This window comes from Capnocytophaga gingivalis, from assembly GCF_002302415.1.
GTDB lineage: Bacteria > Bacteroidota > Bacteroidia > Flavobacteriales > Flavobacteriaceae > Capnocytophaga > Capnocytophaga gingivalis.
The window spans coordinates 2,016,428-2,030,678 of sequence record NZ_CP022386.1 but is presented as its reverse complement, the minus strand read 5'-3'; the positions used below and the strand labels follow the sequence as shown (position 1 = coordinate 2,030,678).

At 39.9% G+C, this 14,251-nt stretch carries 15 protein-coding genes, 2 tRNA genes and 1 pseudogene; 3 read left to right on the top strand and 15 right to left on the bottom strand.

Translation table 11 applies throughout. The features are described 5' to 3' along the window. Positions 1-50: 50 nt before the first annotated feature. Positions 51-121 (top strand) — tRNA-Gln (locus CGC50_RS09655). 142 nt (positions 122-263) lie between these two features. Beyond that, positions 264-334: transfer RNA gene (locus CGC50_RS09650), tRNA-Gln, on the top strand. A gap of 119 nt (positions 335-453) precedes the next feature. Here CGC50_RS09650 and CGC50_RS09645 read toward each other — a convergent pair. The 7 genes from CGC50_RS09645 to CGC50_RS09615 all read right to left on the bottom strand — a co-directional run bounded on the left by CGC50_RS09645 (position 454) and on the right by CGC50_RS09615 (position 5,651). Next, positions 454-1,380, bottom strand: a complete 927-nt coding sequence (locus tag CGC50_RS09645) for a glutaminase (protein ID WP_002669136.1) — start codon at positions 1,378-1,380, stop codon at positions 454-456. Positions 1,381-1,401: 21 nt separating this feature from the next. Continuing rightward, positions 1,402-2,190 carry a 3-deoxy-8-phosphooctulonate synthase gene (gene kdsA / locus CGC50_RS09640; protein ID WP_095910663.1) on the bottom strand — a complete coding sequence of 263 codons (789 nt, stop codon included), beginning with the start codon at positions 2,188-2,190 and terminating at the stop codon, positions 1,402-1,404. Positions 2,191-2,256: 66 nt separating this feature from the next. Next, positions 2,257-2,955: a zinc metallopeptidase gene (locus CGC50_RS09635; RefSeq protein WP_095910662.1), complete on the bottom strand. Its 699-nt coding sequence runs from the start codon at positions 2,953-2,955 to the stop codon at positions 2,257-2,259. Between the two features lie 109 nt (positions 2,956-3,064). Then, the gene (gene cysD, locus CGC50_RS09630; protein ID WP_095910661.1) at positions 3,065-3,958 is read right to left on the bottom strand and encodes a sulfate adenylyltransferase subunit CysD; all 894 of its coding nucleotides are present in this window, start codon (positions 3,956-3,958) and stop codon (positions 3,065-3,067) included. A 46-nt stretch (positions 3,959-4,004) separates the two neighbouring features. Further along, positions 4,005-4,445 (bottom strand): energy transducer TonB, encoded by a 441-nt coding sequence (locus CGC50_RS09625; RefSeq protein WP_095910660.1) that lies wholly within the window; start codon positions 4,443-4,445, stop codon positions 4,005-4,007. Between the two features lie 51 nt (positions 4,446-4,496). Beyond that, entirely contained in the window at positions 4,497-4,925 is a 429-nt protein-coding gene (locus CGC50_RS09620) for an energy transducer TonB (protein WP_095910659.1), read from the bottom strand. Between the two features lie 90 nt (positions 4,926-5,015). Next, entirely contained in the window at positions 5,016-5,651 is a 636-nt protein-coding gene (locus CGC50_RS09615; protein WP_095910658.1) for an NAD(P)H-binding protein, read from the bottom strand. 100 nt (positions 5,652-5,751) lie between these two features. Between CGC50_RS09615 and CGC50_RS09610 the strand changes: the two are divergent. Then, positions 5,752-7,324 (top strand): annotated as a pseudogene (locus tag CGC50_RS09610) (Na+/H+ antiporter). A gap of 222 nt (positions 7,325-7,546) precedes the next feature. On the opposite strand, the gene CGC50_RS09605 reads toward CGC50_RS09610, so the two are convergent. The 8 genes from CGC50_RS09605 to CGC50_RS09570 form a co-directional block, all read right to left on the bottom strand. Beyond that, positions 7,547-8,425: a hypothetical protein gene (locus CGC50_RS09605; protein WP_232781099.1), complete on the bottom strand. Its 879-nt coding sequence runs from the start codon at positions 8,423-8,425 to the stop codon at positions 7,547-7,549. A gap of 26 nt (positions 8,426-8,451) precedes the next feature. Next, a complete protein-coding gene (locus CGC50_RS09600) occupies positions 8,452-8,751 on the bottom strand; it encodes a hypothetical protein (protein ID WP_157909449.1) in 300 nt (99 codons plus the stop codon). A gap of 363 nt (positions 8,752-9,114) precedes the next feature. Next, complete coding sequence (locus CGC50_RS09595) at positions 9,115-9,654, bottom strand: DUF4303 domain-containing protein (protein ID WP_095910655.1); 540 nt, start codon at positions 9,652-9,654, stop codon at positions 9,115-9,117. A 285-nt stretch (positions 9,655-9,939) separates the two neighbouring features. Next, positions 9,940-11,004, bottom strand: coding sequence for a hypothetical protein (locus CGC50_RS09590; RefSeq protein ID WP_095910654.1), 1,065 nt, complete (start codon positions 11,002-11,004; stop codon positions 9,940-9,942). 21 nt (positions 11,005-11,025) lie between these two features. Then, on the bottom strand, positions 11,026-11,700 hold the full coding sequence (locus CGC50_RS09585) for a tetratricopeptide repeat protein (protein ID WP_095910653.1): 675 nt from the start codon (positions 11,698-11,700) through the stop codon (positions 11,026-11,028). Positions 11,701-11,866: 166 nt separating this feature from the next. Beyond that, positions 11,867-12,805 (bottom strand): SIMPL domain-containing protein, encoded by a 939-nt coding sequence (locus CGC50_RS09580; RefSeq protein WP_095910652.1) that lies wholly within the window; start codon positions 12,803-12,805, stop codon positions 11,867-11,869. A gap of 8 nt (positions 12,806-12,813) precedes the next feature. Next, a complete protein-coding gene (locus CGC50_RS09575; RefSeq protein ID WP_095910651.1) occupies positions 12,814-13,290 on the bottom strand; it encodes a hypothetical protein in 477 nt (158 codons plus the stop codon). Between the two features lie 11 nt (positions 13,291-13,301). After that, a complete protein-coding gene (locus tag CGC50_RS09570) occupies positions 13,302-14,246 on the bottom strand; it encodes a hypothetical protein (RefSeq protein WP_095910650.1) in 945 nt (314 codons plus the stop codon). Positions 14,247-14,251: the final 5 nt, after the last annotated feature.

Below are 14,251 nucleotides of genomic sequence, written 5' to 3'. Positions count from 1 at the left end.
ACACTTGCAGGTTTGAAAAAAAGTTGTACCTTTGCACCGCAATTGAGAGATGGTCTATGGTGTAATGGTAACACAGCAGATTTTGGTTCTGTTATTCAAGGTTCGAGTCCTTGTAGACCAACTTTTTTCAATCCTATTTTTTTGAATTGGGTTAATCATATTATTATAGTTTAAAGTTATTTGGAAAAAGCAACTGTAAAAGGTTGCTTTTTTTATTGCGCATTTCAAAAAAAAGTCGTACCTTTGCCCCTGCAATAAAGCAATGGTCTATGGTGTAATGGTAACACGACAGATTCTGGCTCTGTAATTCAAGGTTCGAGTCCTTGTAGACCAACTTTAAAGAGAAGAGTGAAAAATGATAGGAATATCATTCTTCACTCTTTTAATTTTTCACTATATGCCCACCTTCACTCACTCGGTCAGATACTCGCTCATAGCGACTTTACTTTTGCTCTAAAAGACGGATATTTGTGTCTGCATAGTGAACCCTTCCAAGAATTTTACCCCTCGGTAGGAATTACCTTTTTCATTCAGGCGTGGACTCCATACCGCGATGGCATAGTGACCAGGCATGATGGCCACAATGCCTCCTCCTACCCCACTCTTGCCAGGAAGACCTACTCGGAAGGCAAATTCCCCTGATTCATCATAGAAACCACAAGTCTGCATAATAGCATTGATACGCTTAGTATATATATGGGGGAGAATGCGATTTCCTTCGTGTAGGGTGATCCCATCATTGGCCAAGAAAGTGAATACATAAGCCAAGGACTCACAAGTAAGCTCTATAGAACAAAGCTTAAAGTAGAAGTCCAAAACCCTTTCTGGGTCATTCTCTATATTGCCCAAGGACTTTATATAATAACAGAGGGCAAAGTTGCGATACCCTACCTCCTTCTCTGAAGAAGCTATGGTCTGTGAATACTCTATCGTAGGATCATTGGCAAGCTGACGAACAAACTTAATAAATTCTTCTTCAGCATTCTCAAAGTGAGAAAGCAATATATCACAGATGACAATAGCTCCTGCATTGATCAGCGGGTTACGCGGGATCCCATTGTTGGCTTCAAGCTGTAAGAGCGAGTTAAAAGAGGTTCCCGAAGGCTCCACCGACACCCTCTCCCAAATACTATCCCCAAAGATATTGTATGCCATAGATAAGGAAAGCACCTTGGCAATACTCTGTATAGAAAACTTTTCTTGGTAATCACCTATACCAAATTTTTTTCCTTGTAAAGTATGGATAGCAATTCCAAACTTATCAGGATTTATATTGAGTAGTTCAGGGATGTAAGTGGGTATTTTCCCTACATTTTTTCCCTGATACACCTTGTTATATATACCAGTGATGGTCTTAGCATAGGCCGTTTGCTCGTTCATGGTAGAAAGAATTAGACTTTTTTAGAATGTGTTAATGGTTTTTCGTATTGCTACAAGGCGGGTAAGAAGTCCCTCCAGCAGGTCGAGATGTAGCATATTCGCCCCATCACTCTTGGCATTGGCAGGATCGAAATGTGTTTCCACAAAGATTCCATCTACATTGTTCACCACTCCTGCTCGCGCAATAGTTTCAATCATATCTGGTCTACCTCCTGTTACCCCTGAGCTTTGGTTAGGCTGCTGGAGTGAATGAGTAATATCCAAGACCACAGGAGCATACTGCTTCATAGTAGGAATTCCTCGGAAGTCCACAATCATATCCTGATAACCGAACATGGTTCCTCTATCGGTAATCCAGACTTGATCATTGCCACTATCCAATACCTTCTGTACGGCATGCTTCATACTCTCAGGACTCATGAACTGCCCTTTTTTGAGATTGACTCTTTTTCCTGTTTTTGCGGCAGCTACGACTAAGTCTGTCTGTCGAACCAAAAAGGCAGGAATCTGTAGTACATCGACATACTCGGCCGCCATTTCTGCATCTTTTATCTCATGAATATCCGTTATGGTAGGTATGCCAAAGGTCTGAGATACTTTTTGGAGTATCTTCAATGCCTTCTCATCCCCTATCCCTGTAAAAGAATCTATACGACTGCGATTGGCCTTTTTGAAACTCCCCTTGAATGTATAAGGAATATCAAGAGCAGTAGTTATTTTTACAATTTTTTCGGCTATACGCATAGCCATATCTTCTCCCTCTATAGCACAAGGCCCCGCCAAAAGAAAGAAATTATCTGAATTTTTCAATGTTTCAATGATTTAAGGTTAATGATTAGTGGTTAGTGATGAATAATCACTAACCACTAATAACTATTATTCTCTATTGCTTCCCATAAGTCTATACACCCAATAAAGAAGTTGTGCGAGGGAACCCAAAGCAGCCACTACATAAGTACGAGCTGCCCACTTAAGCGAGTCCTCTGCTCCTGCATATTCCTGCTGGGAGACAATATTCTTATTCTTAAGCCAAGCCAAAGCACGATTGCTGGCATCATACTCCACAGGTAGGGTAATGAAAGCAAAAGCCGTAGTGACAGCAAAAAGAATCACCCCTATCAAGGCTACCCAATATCCAAAACCTACCTTGGCAGCAGCCCCTAAAAGGAATCCTCCTAAAATAAGCCATTGGGAAAGATTGGAGGAAATATTCACTGCAGGAACCAGTTTGGAACGTAGTGTGAGCCAAGAATAAGCTTGAGCATGTTGCACCGCATGCCCACACTCATGAGCAGCTACGGCAGCTGCTGCTGCATTGCGTTGATTATATACCGCCTCACTGAGGTTCACTGTCTTATCCATAGGATTATAGTGATCGGTGAGCCTTCCTGGAGTTGAAATTACTTTCACATCACGGATGCCATGGTCTTCAAGCATCTTTTGGGCAATCTCCGCCCCACTCATCCCATTGCGCAAATGCACTTTGGAATAATATTCAAACTTGCTCTGTAGGCGGTTGCTCACCAGCCAACTTACTAAGGCTATTGCGCCAAGAATTACATAATAAATCCACATAATTGTCAATTGTTAATTTTTATATTGTATACTACTATAATTTTATAGATAGCCAAAACCATGCCAAGTTTTCTAGGCAAGGGAAGAGTAATAGTTTGTCGAAAGAATCCTAAAAATAGCCTCCTTTTTTTCTATCTTCCATAGCCGCTTCGGTGACACGGTCATCGATGCGGGTTTCGCCACGTTCGGAGATGCGGGAGGCGGAGATTTCCCTTACCACTTCCTCAAGGGTAGCGGCATTGCTCTCCACGGCTGCCGTACAAGTCATATCGCCCACGGTACGATAGCGCACCCGTTTATTGACGATTTTATCATTTTCATCTATTTGGATAAAAGGAGAGACAGCTATTAGGCGACCTTCGTGCTCAATCACCTCGCGATCATGGGCAAAATAGATAGAAGGGAGTGCTATGTTTTCCTGCTCAATATAGCTCCATACATCCAATTCTGTCCAGTTGGAAATAGGAAACACACGCACATTCTCCCCCTTGTGGATACGCCCGTTGTAGATATCCCATAGCTCTGGACGTTGCAACTTAGGATCCCACTGACCGAACTCATCGCGTACCGAGAAAAAACGTTCCTTAGCACGTGCTTTTTCCTCGTCACGGCGGGCACCTCCTATACAGGCATCGAAGTGAAATTCCTCAATAGTATCCAAAAGGGTATGCGTTTGTAGCCAGTTGCGAGAGGCAAACTTACCCTTAGGTTCTGTCAGCCCCTTCGCCTTGATCGTATCTTCTACTTGGCGTACGATCAGTTCCGCCCCAATGCGCTTGGCCAAGGCATCGCGGTAGGCGATAGCCTCAGGGAAGTTGTGACCTGTGTCGATATGTACCAAAGGAAAAGGAATCTTCATAGGGGCAAATGCCTTGATAGCCAAATGTACCAAGGTAATAGAGTCCTTCCCGCCACTAAATAGGAGGGCAGGACGCTCAAACTGCGCGGCTACTTCGCGCATGATATAAATACTTTCCGCTTCTAATTGCTTGAGATGATTCATTAGTTAATGATCAATGATTAATGATTAATGACAAGTGATATATTCTTTACTTTTCACTCTGTTGAATGATTCTAAATATGATAGGATAGTTATAGACAACATTTACAGGCTTGCCTCTTAGTAAGGCAGGAGAGAGCTGAGGGAATCCGTCAAATATCCTACAGGCTTCTTCTTCTAAGAGGGGATTACGTCCTTTAACTTCTTTTATAGAAAGAATACCCTTTTTATCTATCCTAAGGGCTACTATTACTCTGCCTTGAATCTTTTTTTCTACAGCTTCCTGAGGGTACCTAAGATTCTTTATTACCCATTGATCTAAAAAATTCTTGAAAGGTATTTCCTTTGTTTCTCTTGTAATTGTATCTGTTTGTACGTAATAAGGGTGTTTCTCTATCCGGAAAAAAGGAACCTCCTCCTCTTCTTGGGCATATAAAGAGAAAGCTCCGAAGAGCATTCCTATAAGAAATAAATACCTAATAGCTGTCATATATTTCTGTATTGAAAGGCAAAATTACAATTTATTTTCTATATAAAGTGGTTAGTAGTCAATTTTGAATCTAATAGGATAGCCAATGGTAATGCTTACAGGCTTACCTCCTTGTAGGGCTGGGAAGAGCTGAGGAAATCCATCAAATACCCTACAAGCTTCTTCTTGTAGGAGAGGATTACCCTCCCTTATTTCTTTTATAGAAAGAATCCCTTTTTCATCTATTGTGAGTATTACAATTACTATGCCTTGAATCTTTTCTTCTATACCTCTTTCTGGATATTTTAATTTTTTTGTCACCCATCGGTGTGCAAAATTACTGAAAGGGATTTCCTTTTTCTCTCCTGTAAGGGTATCGATTTTTAAGTAATAAGGTTGCTTATCTATCCGTGTAGAAGGAATATCCTTCTCCTCTTGGGCATATAATGAGAATGTCCCCAAGATCATTCCTATAAAAAACAAGTTTCGGATTGTTCTCATATTTCTCTCATTAGCGAAGGCAAAAGTACAATTTATTTTCTATATACACAAGTCTGTAATCTGTAATCAGAGGTCAGTATTCAGGGATCATTACAAAAAGATTTCATCAAGGGTAAAAGTATGTACCCCCTCGGTGGCTGTAGCTACTTCACGGCGCATTCTCTGAGCCAAAACGTTCGTTGGCATAGGGCGATACCGCTTGAAGAGTCCTATTTTGTTGAGGAAATGAATAGCTTTTACAGTGAAGTTCTCAGCACCTCTATCACTATTAGGACGAATAAGTATAGAGGGTTGGAAGATGAGTAGGCTTGGGAAACCAAGTGCCTTGATAGCGTCCTCTAGCTGTCCTTTCATACGGTTGTAGAACAATTTAGACTGCGCTGTAGCTCCAGCTGCCGATACGAGTACAAAGGTAGGTACTCCATTGGCTTTACACTGCTGGGCAAAGGCATATTGATAGTCGTAATCCACACGCCATTGGGCTTCTTTACTACCTGCCACAGCTAAGGTGGTACCTAAGCAAGAGAAAGCCACATCGCCGTGCAACAAATCTGCCCACGCTTCAGGGGTATCAAAATCAACCACGTGAGCGTGTAGCTTGGGGTGACTGATACTCATAGGCTTACGCACAAAGCAATGCACTTCGGTATAAGCGTTGTCGTTCAATAGTAGTGTTACTAAATCTTTTCCGGTGGCGCCTGTAGCGCCGATAATCAGGGCCTTCATAATAATTAATTTATTAGTGCAAAGATATAAAAAAAATACTTATCAATTATGATTAAAAAGTATTTTTTACTATCTTTGCCGCCTCATAATTCAATGACCTATGGTGCAATATTTCCCTTACTTATTACTTTTGATGGTGGCTATTATGCTACTGATAATGTTTGCAAACCGGCTCAAGGTAGCGTACCCTATTCTTTTGGTGTTAGGAGGATTGGCAATTAGCTTTATTCCCAATGTCCCAACCATTACACTGAATCCTGATTTGGTACTCATCATTTTCTTACCGCCTCTTCTGTATGCCGATGTTTTCGCTATCACTGAAAGAGATGTGGAAGTGGCGCCGCATTATCTTTAGCTTTGCCTTTATTGTAGTTTTTATTACGGCTGCTGCGGTGGCGTGGGTAGCCAATATGGTATTCCCTGGGTTTTCATTGGCGTTAGGTTTCCTTTTGGGGGGCGTGATAGGCTCTACCGATGCGGTGAGTGCTTCAACGATAATGAAGTTTGTAAAGGTACCCAAACGCATCAGCACAATAATAGAAAGTGAAAGTTTGCTGAACGATGCTTCTTCACTAATAGTTTTTAGGTTTGCGGCTTTGGTAGTAACTACCGGTCAGCTGGTGTGGACGGATATAGCGCTAAATTTCCTTTGGGTAGTTATTGGCGGAACGCTTATAGGCTTGGCAGTAGCGTGGGTGATGCGCAAGCTACACAAATTTTCCCCTACCGATGCTAATATGGATATTATCCTTACCTTTATTACTCCTTATATAATGTATATTGTAGCTAACGAAATGGGAGTGTCGGGAGTGTTGGCAGTAGTGGCTGGGGGTATGTATATGTCGCTCCACATTACTAGTATTCTTGCTGCCTCCACATACAACAAAGCGGTAGCGGTATGGGATATTTTAGGCTTTGTACTCAATGGTCTTGCCTTTATGCTGATAGGTCTTGCTTTGCCTGATGTACTCGAGGGTATAGAAGCCGAAGGTATAAGTCTTGCTACAGCTACAAATTATGGGTTGCTCATCACAGGGGTTGTGGTAGGGGTGCGACTGCTATCCTCATATGGGGCTTTACTCATTACTCAAGTAATGAAACACTTTATCACAGTAGCCGACAGGCGGAACCCTGGCTTTCGGTTACCTTTGGTACTGGGTTGGGCAGGAATGCGCGGGGTGCTTTCACTAGCGGTAGCCCTTTCTATTCCTCTAACTTTAGAGAACGGTGAGCCTTTTCCGCATCGCAACCTGATTCTCTACATTACTTTTATAGTGATATTGGCAACCCTACTCGTACAAGGGCTTAGTTTGCCAGCGCTTATCCGATGGGCTAAATTCCCTGATTATGAAGACCATATTCCTGAAGCTGAAGCCGAAAGTCTTATTCGTAAATCATTAGCGCAAGCGGCTTTAGATTATATGCAAAAGCATTACAAAGAAGGAATAAACGATAGTCTTCTATTACAGAATCAGAAAGATATATGGCAATACCAACTCGATTTGTCGAAGAGCAATACTACTCCTGAAGAGCGAAAGAAATACATTGCTATTTTGCATCATCAGCGGGAAATATTGCAACAACTGAATAAGAACCCACGTATTGATGAAGAGCAAATACGCAATTTCCACCGACAATTGAATTTAGAAGAAGAAAGATGGGAAGTTAATTAACGTGAGTTCAACGTAAGTAATTGTTTAACAATCAGCAAAATATTTTAAATTCCCCACAAAGCCAGCGAGGACTCACAGCTGGGTATGTGAAACACGAATTTAGAATTGTATAAAACTCTTTACTTTTCATTATCTCACAAATTTTCACCTAATGGTGAATTCTTTTGTAAATATATTGTGATACAAAGCTGCAAATCAATGTTCTGTTATATCGAACTGACGTTATTTTACCATATAGAAATCGTCCTTTACTTTTAATAGTTGATAGCCGAGATGTTTATTAGTATATACACTGATAATGCCAAAAGACTCTATTGTTTCAGTGTCATTTGTATAATAGGTTGTAGAGGTTTTTGATAGTTCTTTTTGATTTTTGATGTAAGAGAATTGGGTTTTTAATCTGAAGGTGTAAGGCTGGGTTTTTACCTCAAAATACAAAATAGTTTCATATTTATCTCCTTTTTCTTTGTAGCTTTCTACGTAGAGAGGATTGATACGTGTGCGTTTAAGAGTTTCTTCTTTTTTAGAGAAACGCTCTGAATTTTCATCAAAAATATTAGAAATGTCTTGTTCTACTTCTAGTATATCATTTGCTGGCATACGTTCTCCTAAGGAATTGTATTTCTCCATATAGTCAATAACAGATGTTTTGTCACGGTCAATAGGTCTTGATTTATCATAGATAACCAACTCATTTTGAGGGTTGAGGTAGATACCTTTTGCAATGTAATGAATATCTTCAGGCAGTCTCACAAGGTGTTTTTCTCCTTCTAAGTTATATATCTTATAGTCTGATGTATAATGATAGCTTTTATAGACTTTGGGCAGGGTTAATCTCTCATATACTTTAGAAAAAGTAACTCCCAAAGTACCCATTATAAATTTAAAGAAAACAAGGGTACAGATGACAGCAAGAGCTCCACTTATTTTTTGATTATAGGCAAAGGAATAGCATATGCTCGCTCCCAATATAAAAGGAATAGGAAAAAAAATGATAGATATCTCTCTGTCATAACTGGAGGTAAATCTCATAACAAGAAAGGCATAAAGGGCTGCCAAAGCAATACCCGATAGTATAGAGAGAAATATAATTAAAAACATTTTTTTAATATTTTTATTCATAATTTTTAAACTTCTATATCAGCATTCGGATTGTACTTTCTGATAAGCTTTTCCAAATAAGGATAAGCGCTGGTATACACCTCAAATCTAGTGGTTTCAGGTGATAGAATCTCTACCAGATTACTGCCTCTTCCTGTATAGTGGCAGCGCACTTTTTGTACTTTTTTAGGGTCAATTTCTTTGATTTCAAAGAGGGTAAACAAATAGAGGTGGTCACGGCAAATTACAAAATTGGGAGCGTATTTGTAGTAGAATGATAAGGAGGATTGCGCTTGTAGTAGGAACTGAAAATCATCGTCACTCATCTGTTCTATGAGTTCTTGTAACCTTCTGGATCTTCTTTTTATCCGATAAAAGATAAAGCAATATAACAATAATGCTATAATTATTACTGAGAAAAAAGGAGAGTAGAGAATGGTTGGCAACTCCTTTTCTTGTATAACTGTATGATTTATAACAAAAACAGTTAGCACTACTATCGCTATTACAATCGTAGTGACAACTGAAAACCTCGCATACTTTTGTATACCTTCTATATATTTTAGTCTATCAAGAGAAAGCATCTTAAGATAAAAGATAAAAGATAAAAGATAAAAGTTGAGTGTGTATAGATTTGCGCTACAAATATACATTATTTTTTTGAATCACATAAAAATACCACGAAGAAATTATCCTCCAAATATAGAAAGCCATTCCTCAATGTTATCAGGGTTGTTAAGCGACAAGGCTCTTTCTATATCGGTATCGTCGGGGGGCATTAGTTCTACGTTGATATACACTTGTTCTCGTGGTTGGTTGAGGGCAAAAATCCCCGAAGCATCGAGTTTTTTCATTGCATATACCATAGCAGCAAGTCGGAGGTTGTATTCCTCGTTCCATTGCGCCTCATTGTTGTAATCTATAAGAGAGTCGCGCTGCTCAAACAACTGCTTTACCTGCTGAAAATATTCTTCATAACCAAAAGCGTAATAGGGGCTATCGGCAAATGAGTATTTGTAGTATGGTATTTCCTCTTGGGGGATAGCATTTTCATTTACAAATCGCTCTAAAGCTTCCACCGACCACGCCGCAATACAAGGAGGAAGCGCCTCACCCGTAGTGAGTAACACACAATAGTAATAATGTTCTCCGTTTTCAAAGAGTTTTAAAAATGCTTTTTTGGCAGCCTCAAAAATAGCATCGCCTAATAGTTGTAGTTCGGGGGTCATTTTGTCTATTTAAAAAAATCTTCTACTTCTTCTATTATATCATCTAATTCACTTTTGAAAATCTCTTTATAGCGCTCCTCACTCTGTATCATTTGGAGCAGGCTCCTCAGTTGTACTCCGTCATCAAGTTCATAAGTGCCCATTCCTCAATATACCTTCCGCATTTTAATAGCTTCTTAAATATTTCATCATCAGCACTTTCCATACGATATAAGATATTATTTTGTCGCAAAAATACACTTTTTTTTGCGACAAAACTAATACCTAAAACCTGATGTCTGAACTCTATACTTTCTTCAAAAAAGATTCTTCTTCATCACTTACTACCACTACAAAGTCATCGGTGGAGGGAATACCCAATGATGCCCATTCTTCTTTGAGGCGTTTGGCGCAAGCGACTAATAGTTTCGTGGCGGCACTGCTCTTTTCTTGCATCTCGGTTTCTTGATTGAAAAGGTCAAAGAGAGCAGCGTCTTCTTCGTTGGGTTCTATATCTATAGTATGAGTATACTCGGCAGTGTTCCAAAGGTAGTGTTTTGCCTCTTTGCCATACTTTTGGTATTCTTGTCTCTCGTTTTCAGTACCAAAGCCTATCCTTGTGGGCAGTATGTTTTGGTAGTCAAACGATAGGTTGATGCAGTACAAAGGCTCTTTTATAGGATATGCCTTAATGGTAGGCACCAATAGTGCATAGTAGCGTTCCGCAGCTTTTTCAGAGAGGGCTTTATAACTAATTTTCTTATCTTTCTTCTGATACCATACATAGCCGGTTCCGCTGGTAATACTATTGAGTTTTCCCAGCATATCATAGGTGTAGAGAAGGGCATTATCAATGGGTTTTAGATAATAATCTAATCCCTTTTCCTCCTGACGAATGAGTTTGTCCCCCTCATAGTACATAGTCTTTTCTCTCCAAGTTTTACTATTATCGAAAGCAGAGTAAGCAGAGTGGATTGATTGTAAGAGTCCCTCCTTATAGATGAATATGTTCACACTTAAACATTCTTTTTTAACATAAGAATTAAAGTGATAATTGATAATTTGATTTTCCTCACGGAAATAGAAGTCTTCGTAACATTCGTCTCCATATCCGATATAAGAGCGTCCTAGGATAATCTCGTCGTTGGCATTCACGCCATACAAGTATTTATCATCGGTCTTTTCAGGGGTTTCTTTTAGGATTTTACTCTTGGGAAACTTGTGTTCTTCAAAATAAAAAGGCTCTAAAGAAAAGAGTCCCACGCCTCCTGCTGCCCAAAACCAACGCACTACTTGTGCCTCTATTTGGGTTTTCAACGTTGGGTAATCCGCTTGGGCTTGTTCGTAAAGTTTTATTGCTTGTTCGTTCATAGGTTTTTATTTGTAAAATGATTAAAGGTTATTAAGTTTTTTCCAGTCTTCAAGGGCTTGTTTGTTTGCCCGATGTTCTGATAGAGGATAGATAAGATCTTCTTCCTTTACCTTTTTGAGTCGGGTAAGGTACATATTTTCATATTTTGCCATTAGTTTCTCGTCACCTTTTTGCTTGTATATTTCTTTGAGGTAGAAAAAAGGTTCCCAATCCTTATTAGCTACAGTATATTTGCCAGCCTCTACCGCCTTAAGGAACTCTTCTTCAGCTTCTTCTATACGCCCCAAATGGAATAGCGCACCCCCTAAAGCAGTGCCATAGTAGGCTTTTTGTTTTTCGTCAATCCACCCATTGCTATTTTTATTGAGTGCTTTTTCGAGCCAAGGAATAGCTTCTTCCCATTTAGCTTGATGAAGATACATATTCCCATAGTTATAGAAGATATAGTTTAGAGTAGTATACCCATTTTCGGTTATGTATTTTAAGGCTTTAGCAGCCATTGCTTCCGCTTTGTCATACTGGGCAACATCTGCCAATAAGCCAAAGTAATCCCCAAAAAACATAGCTTTGTCAAAATTATCCGAGAGTTCTGTCTCTACCTTAGGGCAGAGCGTTTCATAGATAGCCAAAGCTTCCTTATATTGGCATCTTTTTAGAGATTTAGCGGTGTCCCATTGTTTGATTATTGGATTCATTTTATTTTTAGTTTTTAATTGCCACTATTGAGATTGCTAGAAACCTACTCCAAACAAAGCATTATGCCACCGCTGGCGCGATTCAGATACTCGCACCAACGGTGAATAATTCGCTTGGACTTACTTTGAGAGTTTTATTGCTTGTTATCTCATATTATGGAAGTTGCTAAGGCAAGTTTATCTTCTTGAGTTCGCCAGCAGGGGTCAGCAATAGTGCCTCTTTAGCTTTATTTTTATCAGGGCGATTCACACTCATTTTTATTTCATAAACCACTTGTATCATAGGTTCTACAATAATAGGGTTGAGCACCACATCAAAATCTCGGTTGGTAATAGGTTGGTAATACTGAGTAGTAGACTTGTTGGCTTGCACCACATTGCCTGCTCGCTTGCCTTGTAAGGATGCACTACTATAGGCTTCGTAGCTACTATATTGTTCGGTAGGGTAAATGTGGAAAAAACCATCAACAACCTTCTTTTCAGCGGAGGTAAAGCTCTCCCCAAGGGTAGTTTCATAGAGCTTTTGCTTTTCGGCAAAGGCAGATTTTACCTTGTCTTTGAGTTCTTTTTTTATGGTCTCTAACTGGCTACTGTAGTAGTCCATACGTACAAGGTCGTAAATCTCGTTATTAGCCAGTAGAGTGATTAACTCATTGAGTCGAGAGGCTTCATTGATTTTGATATGTAAGTTTTGCTTGAGTTCAAAGCCCATAGGCACTTCATTGTAGGTGCGCTTGCTAAAGACTTTCTTCTCGGTCTCGTATTCATACATAGGCACAAAGGAAATCATATCTACAAAAGCCTCCATATTCTTAGCCTTTAGGGCAGAGAGCACAGGCGAAAGGCGCTGACTCATTAGGGAGGTAGCCTCTTCAGCACTCTTGCCTACCTGCACCACACTGAAGATCGCCACAAAAGCATCAGCTTTGATATTAGCCAGTCCTTTGGCAGAGACTACCATTTCGTAATTGGTAGGGAAATCAACAGAAAAGTTGTTGTTATTCAAGCTATTTCTGCCTCTGTTTTGGTAGTTGAGATTTCCTGAGGCTTGCCCAAAACCGAGCATTGTGCTCACAAGGGCTACGGATAAAAAGAAATGTTTCATATTATTTATTATTTAATATTTAGCGGTATAATAGCTCCTACTGAAAGGCGGAATTTACCCGTGTCAAAAGGATAGTTGTCACTCATTTTACCCCAAGGGAATGCGTAACCTGCTTTTATATAAAGAAAGAGAATTTGTATACCCGCTTCAGGGGCGAAGTAATAAGGTGAAAAATTCAGCTGTGGGCGCAAGAGCAAGACAGGAATATCAACAAAGCCTCCACGCTCATTATCGGCTCTTATCCACGCTGAGAGTTGTGCTTCGGGGATAGCGACTAATCCGTTTTCTGAACGGAAATTGCCTGCCAATCCCGCAAATAGTGCCAACTTATTGCTGTCATAATAGTTGAGATGCACTCCTAACTGTCCGTAGCTACTACCTTGTTTGAGGTAGCTCGCATCTATAATCAGGGTTTTGTCTTTCGAGGTTTGCGCTACAGCAGGGAGTGTTGCCCATACACATAGCAGTAAAAAGAGTTTTTTCATTATATTTCAATTTATTTTTTCAACATAAGTATATTGACTTCTTGAATAAAGAAGTTCAGGTTTTGGTTCAGCGAATGTATCACCGATTGCATTTGGTCAAACATCTCAGCACGAGTATGCAAATCACCCGCATTATAGACGCCTCCATCGCTAAAAACTACGGCTTTTAGCGCCTTCTCTTTGTCATTGTCAAAAAGATGTCTGATCCATCTCTTTTGTGTGTTTTGCAAGACAGAACTCTCTCCTGAGTTGGTAAAACGAGGTTCGTTTAGCATATACCATACAAAGGGAGGAAACTCTATGTCATTTTTCTCAGTGATAAAACAACGCAACAGATTGCGAGGGTGTAGTAGGTTTACTTTTTTCCCCTTCGGATTAAGGGTGAGAAAACTCAAGCCTGCCCCCAGCACCCCACTACCTACCGCTACGCCTTTGTTCCAGTTGTCATCGGCTATATAAGCCCCTGCCACCGCCGAGGCAGCTCCTACAAGTATAGAGGCTACCGTAAGGCGTGTAATATTCTTGTCATTGATATCACTTAAAGTGGTGGCTATTTGGTCTATGCGCTCTTCTTCGCAATCCAATTCCGCAGTTACCGAATTCATTTGTGAGAAAATAGCGTTAATCTTGCTATGGATCTCTATTTTTAAGGTATTGCGTTTTAGTTGTGCCTGCTCAGAAGAATCATCGGCCAAGGCAATTAATGACAATAGAGCCTCATCGGTATCGGAGGCATAAGCAATAAGGATATTTCTGGAGGAAAGTTTTCCTTCAAAAAGTTTTTTGCCCAAAGCAAGCTTTGCTTCATCAACTTCTATAGGAGCCTCTTTTTCCTTTGTCATTGTATACGGCGGAGGAACACAATAGTCATCAGGAACCTTTATCTTCCGGGAAGAAGTACAACCTATACAGAGCAAGAGGATAGGTAAAAAAAGGTATTTGTAACCAATATTCATAAAAT

What these genes read in the sequence shown, in the direction of transcription:
- CGC50_RS09645 (WP_002669136.1), bottom strand. Translation starts at nt 1,380, where the DNA reads ATGAACGAGCAAACGGCCTATGCTAAGACCATCACTGGTATATATAAC.
- CGC50_RS09635 (WP_095910662.1), bottom strand. Translation starts at nt 2,955, where the DNA reads ATGTGGATTTATTATGTAATTCTTGGCGCAATAGCCTTAGTAAGTTGG.
- cysD (WP_095910661.1), bottom strand. Translation starts at nt 3,958, where the DNA reads ATGAATCATCTCAAGCAATTAGAAGCGGAAAGTATTTATATCATGCGC.
- CGC50_RS09625 (WP_095910660.1), bottom strand. Translation starts at nt 4,445, where the DNA reads ATGACAGCTATTAGGTATTTATTTCTTATAGGAATGCTCTTCGGAGCT.
- CGC50_RS09620 (WP_095910659.1), bottom strand. Translation starts at nt 4,925, where the DNA reads ATGAGAACAATCCGAAACTTGTTTTTTATAGGAATGATCTTGGGGACA.
- CGC50_RS09615 (WP_095910658.1), bottom strand. Translation starts at nt 5,651, where the DNA reads ATGAAGGCCCTGATTATCGGCGCTACAGGCGCCACCGGAAAAGATTTA.
- CGC50_RS09605 (WP_232781099.1), bottom strand. Translation starts at nt 8,425, where the DNA reads ATGTTTTTAATTATATTTCTCTCTATACTATCGGGTATTGCTTTGGCA.
- CGC50_RS09600 (WP_157909449.1), bottom strand. Translation starts at nt 8,751, where the DNA reads ATGAGTGACGATGATTTTCAGTTCCTACTACAAGCGCAATCCTCCTTA.
- CGC50_RS09595 (WP_095910655.1), bottom strand. Translation starts at nt 9,654, where the DNA reads ATGACCCCCGAACTACAACTATTAGGCGATGCTATTTTTGAGGCTGCC.
- CGC50_RS09590 (WP_095910654.1), bottom strand. Translation starts at nt 11,004, where the DNA reads ATGAACGAACAAGCAATAAAACTTTACGAACAAGCCCAAGCGGATTAC.
- CGC50_RS09585 (WP_095910653.1), bottom strand. Translation starts at nt 11,700, where the DNA reads ATGAATCCAATAATCAAACAATGGGACACCGCTAAATCTCTAAAAAGA.
- CGC50_RS09580 (WP_095910652.1), bottom strand. Translation starts at nt 12,805, where the DNA reads ATGAAACATTTCTTTTTATCCGTAGCCCTTGTGAGCACAATGCTCGGT.
- CGC50_RS09575 (WP_095910651.1), bottom strand. Translation starts at nt 13,290, where the DNA reads ATGAAAAAACTCTTTTTACTGCTATGTGTATGGGCAACACTCCCTGCT.
- CGC50_RS09570 (WP_095910650.1), bottom strand. Translation starts at nt 14,246, where the DNA reads ATGAATATTGGTTACAAATACCTTTTTTTACCTATCCTCTTGCTCTGT.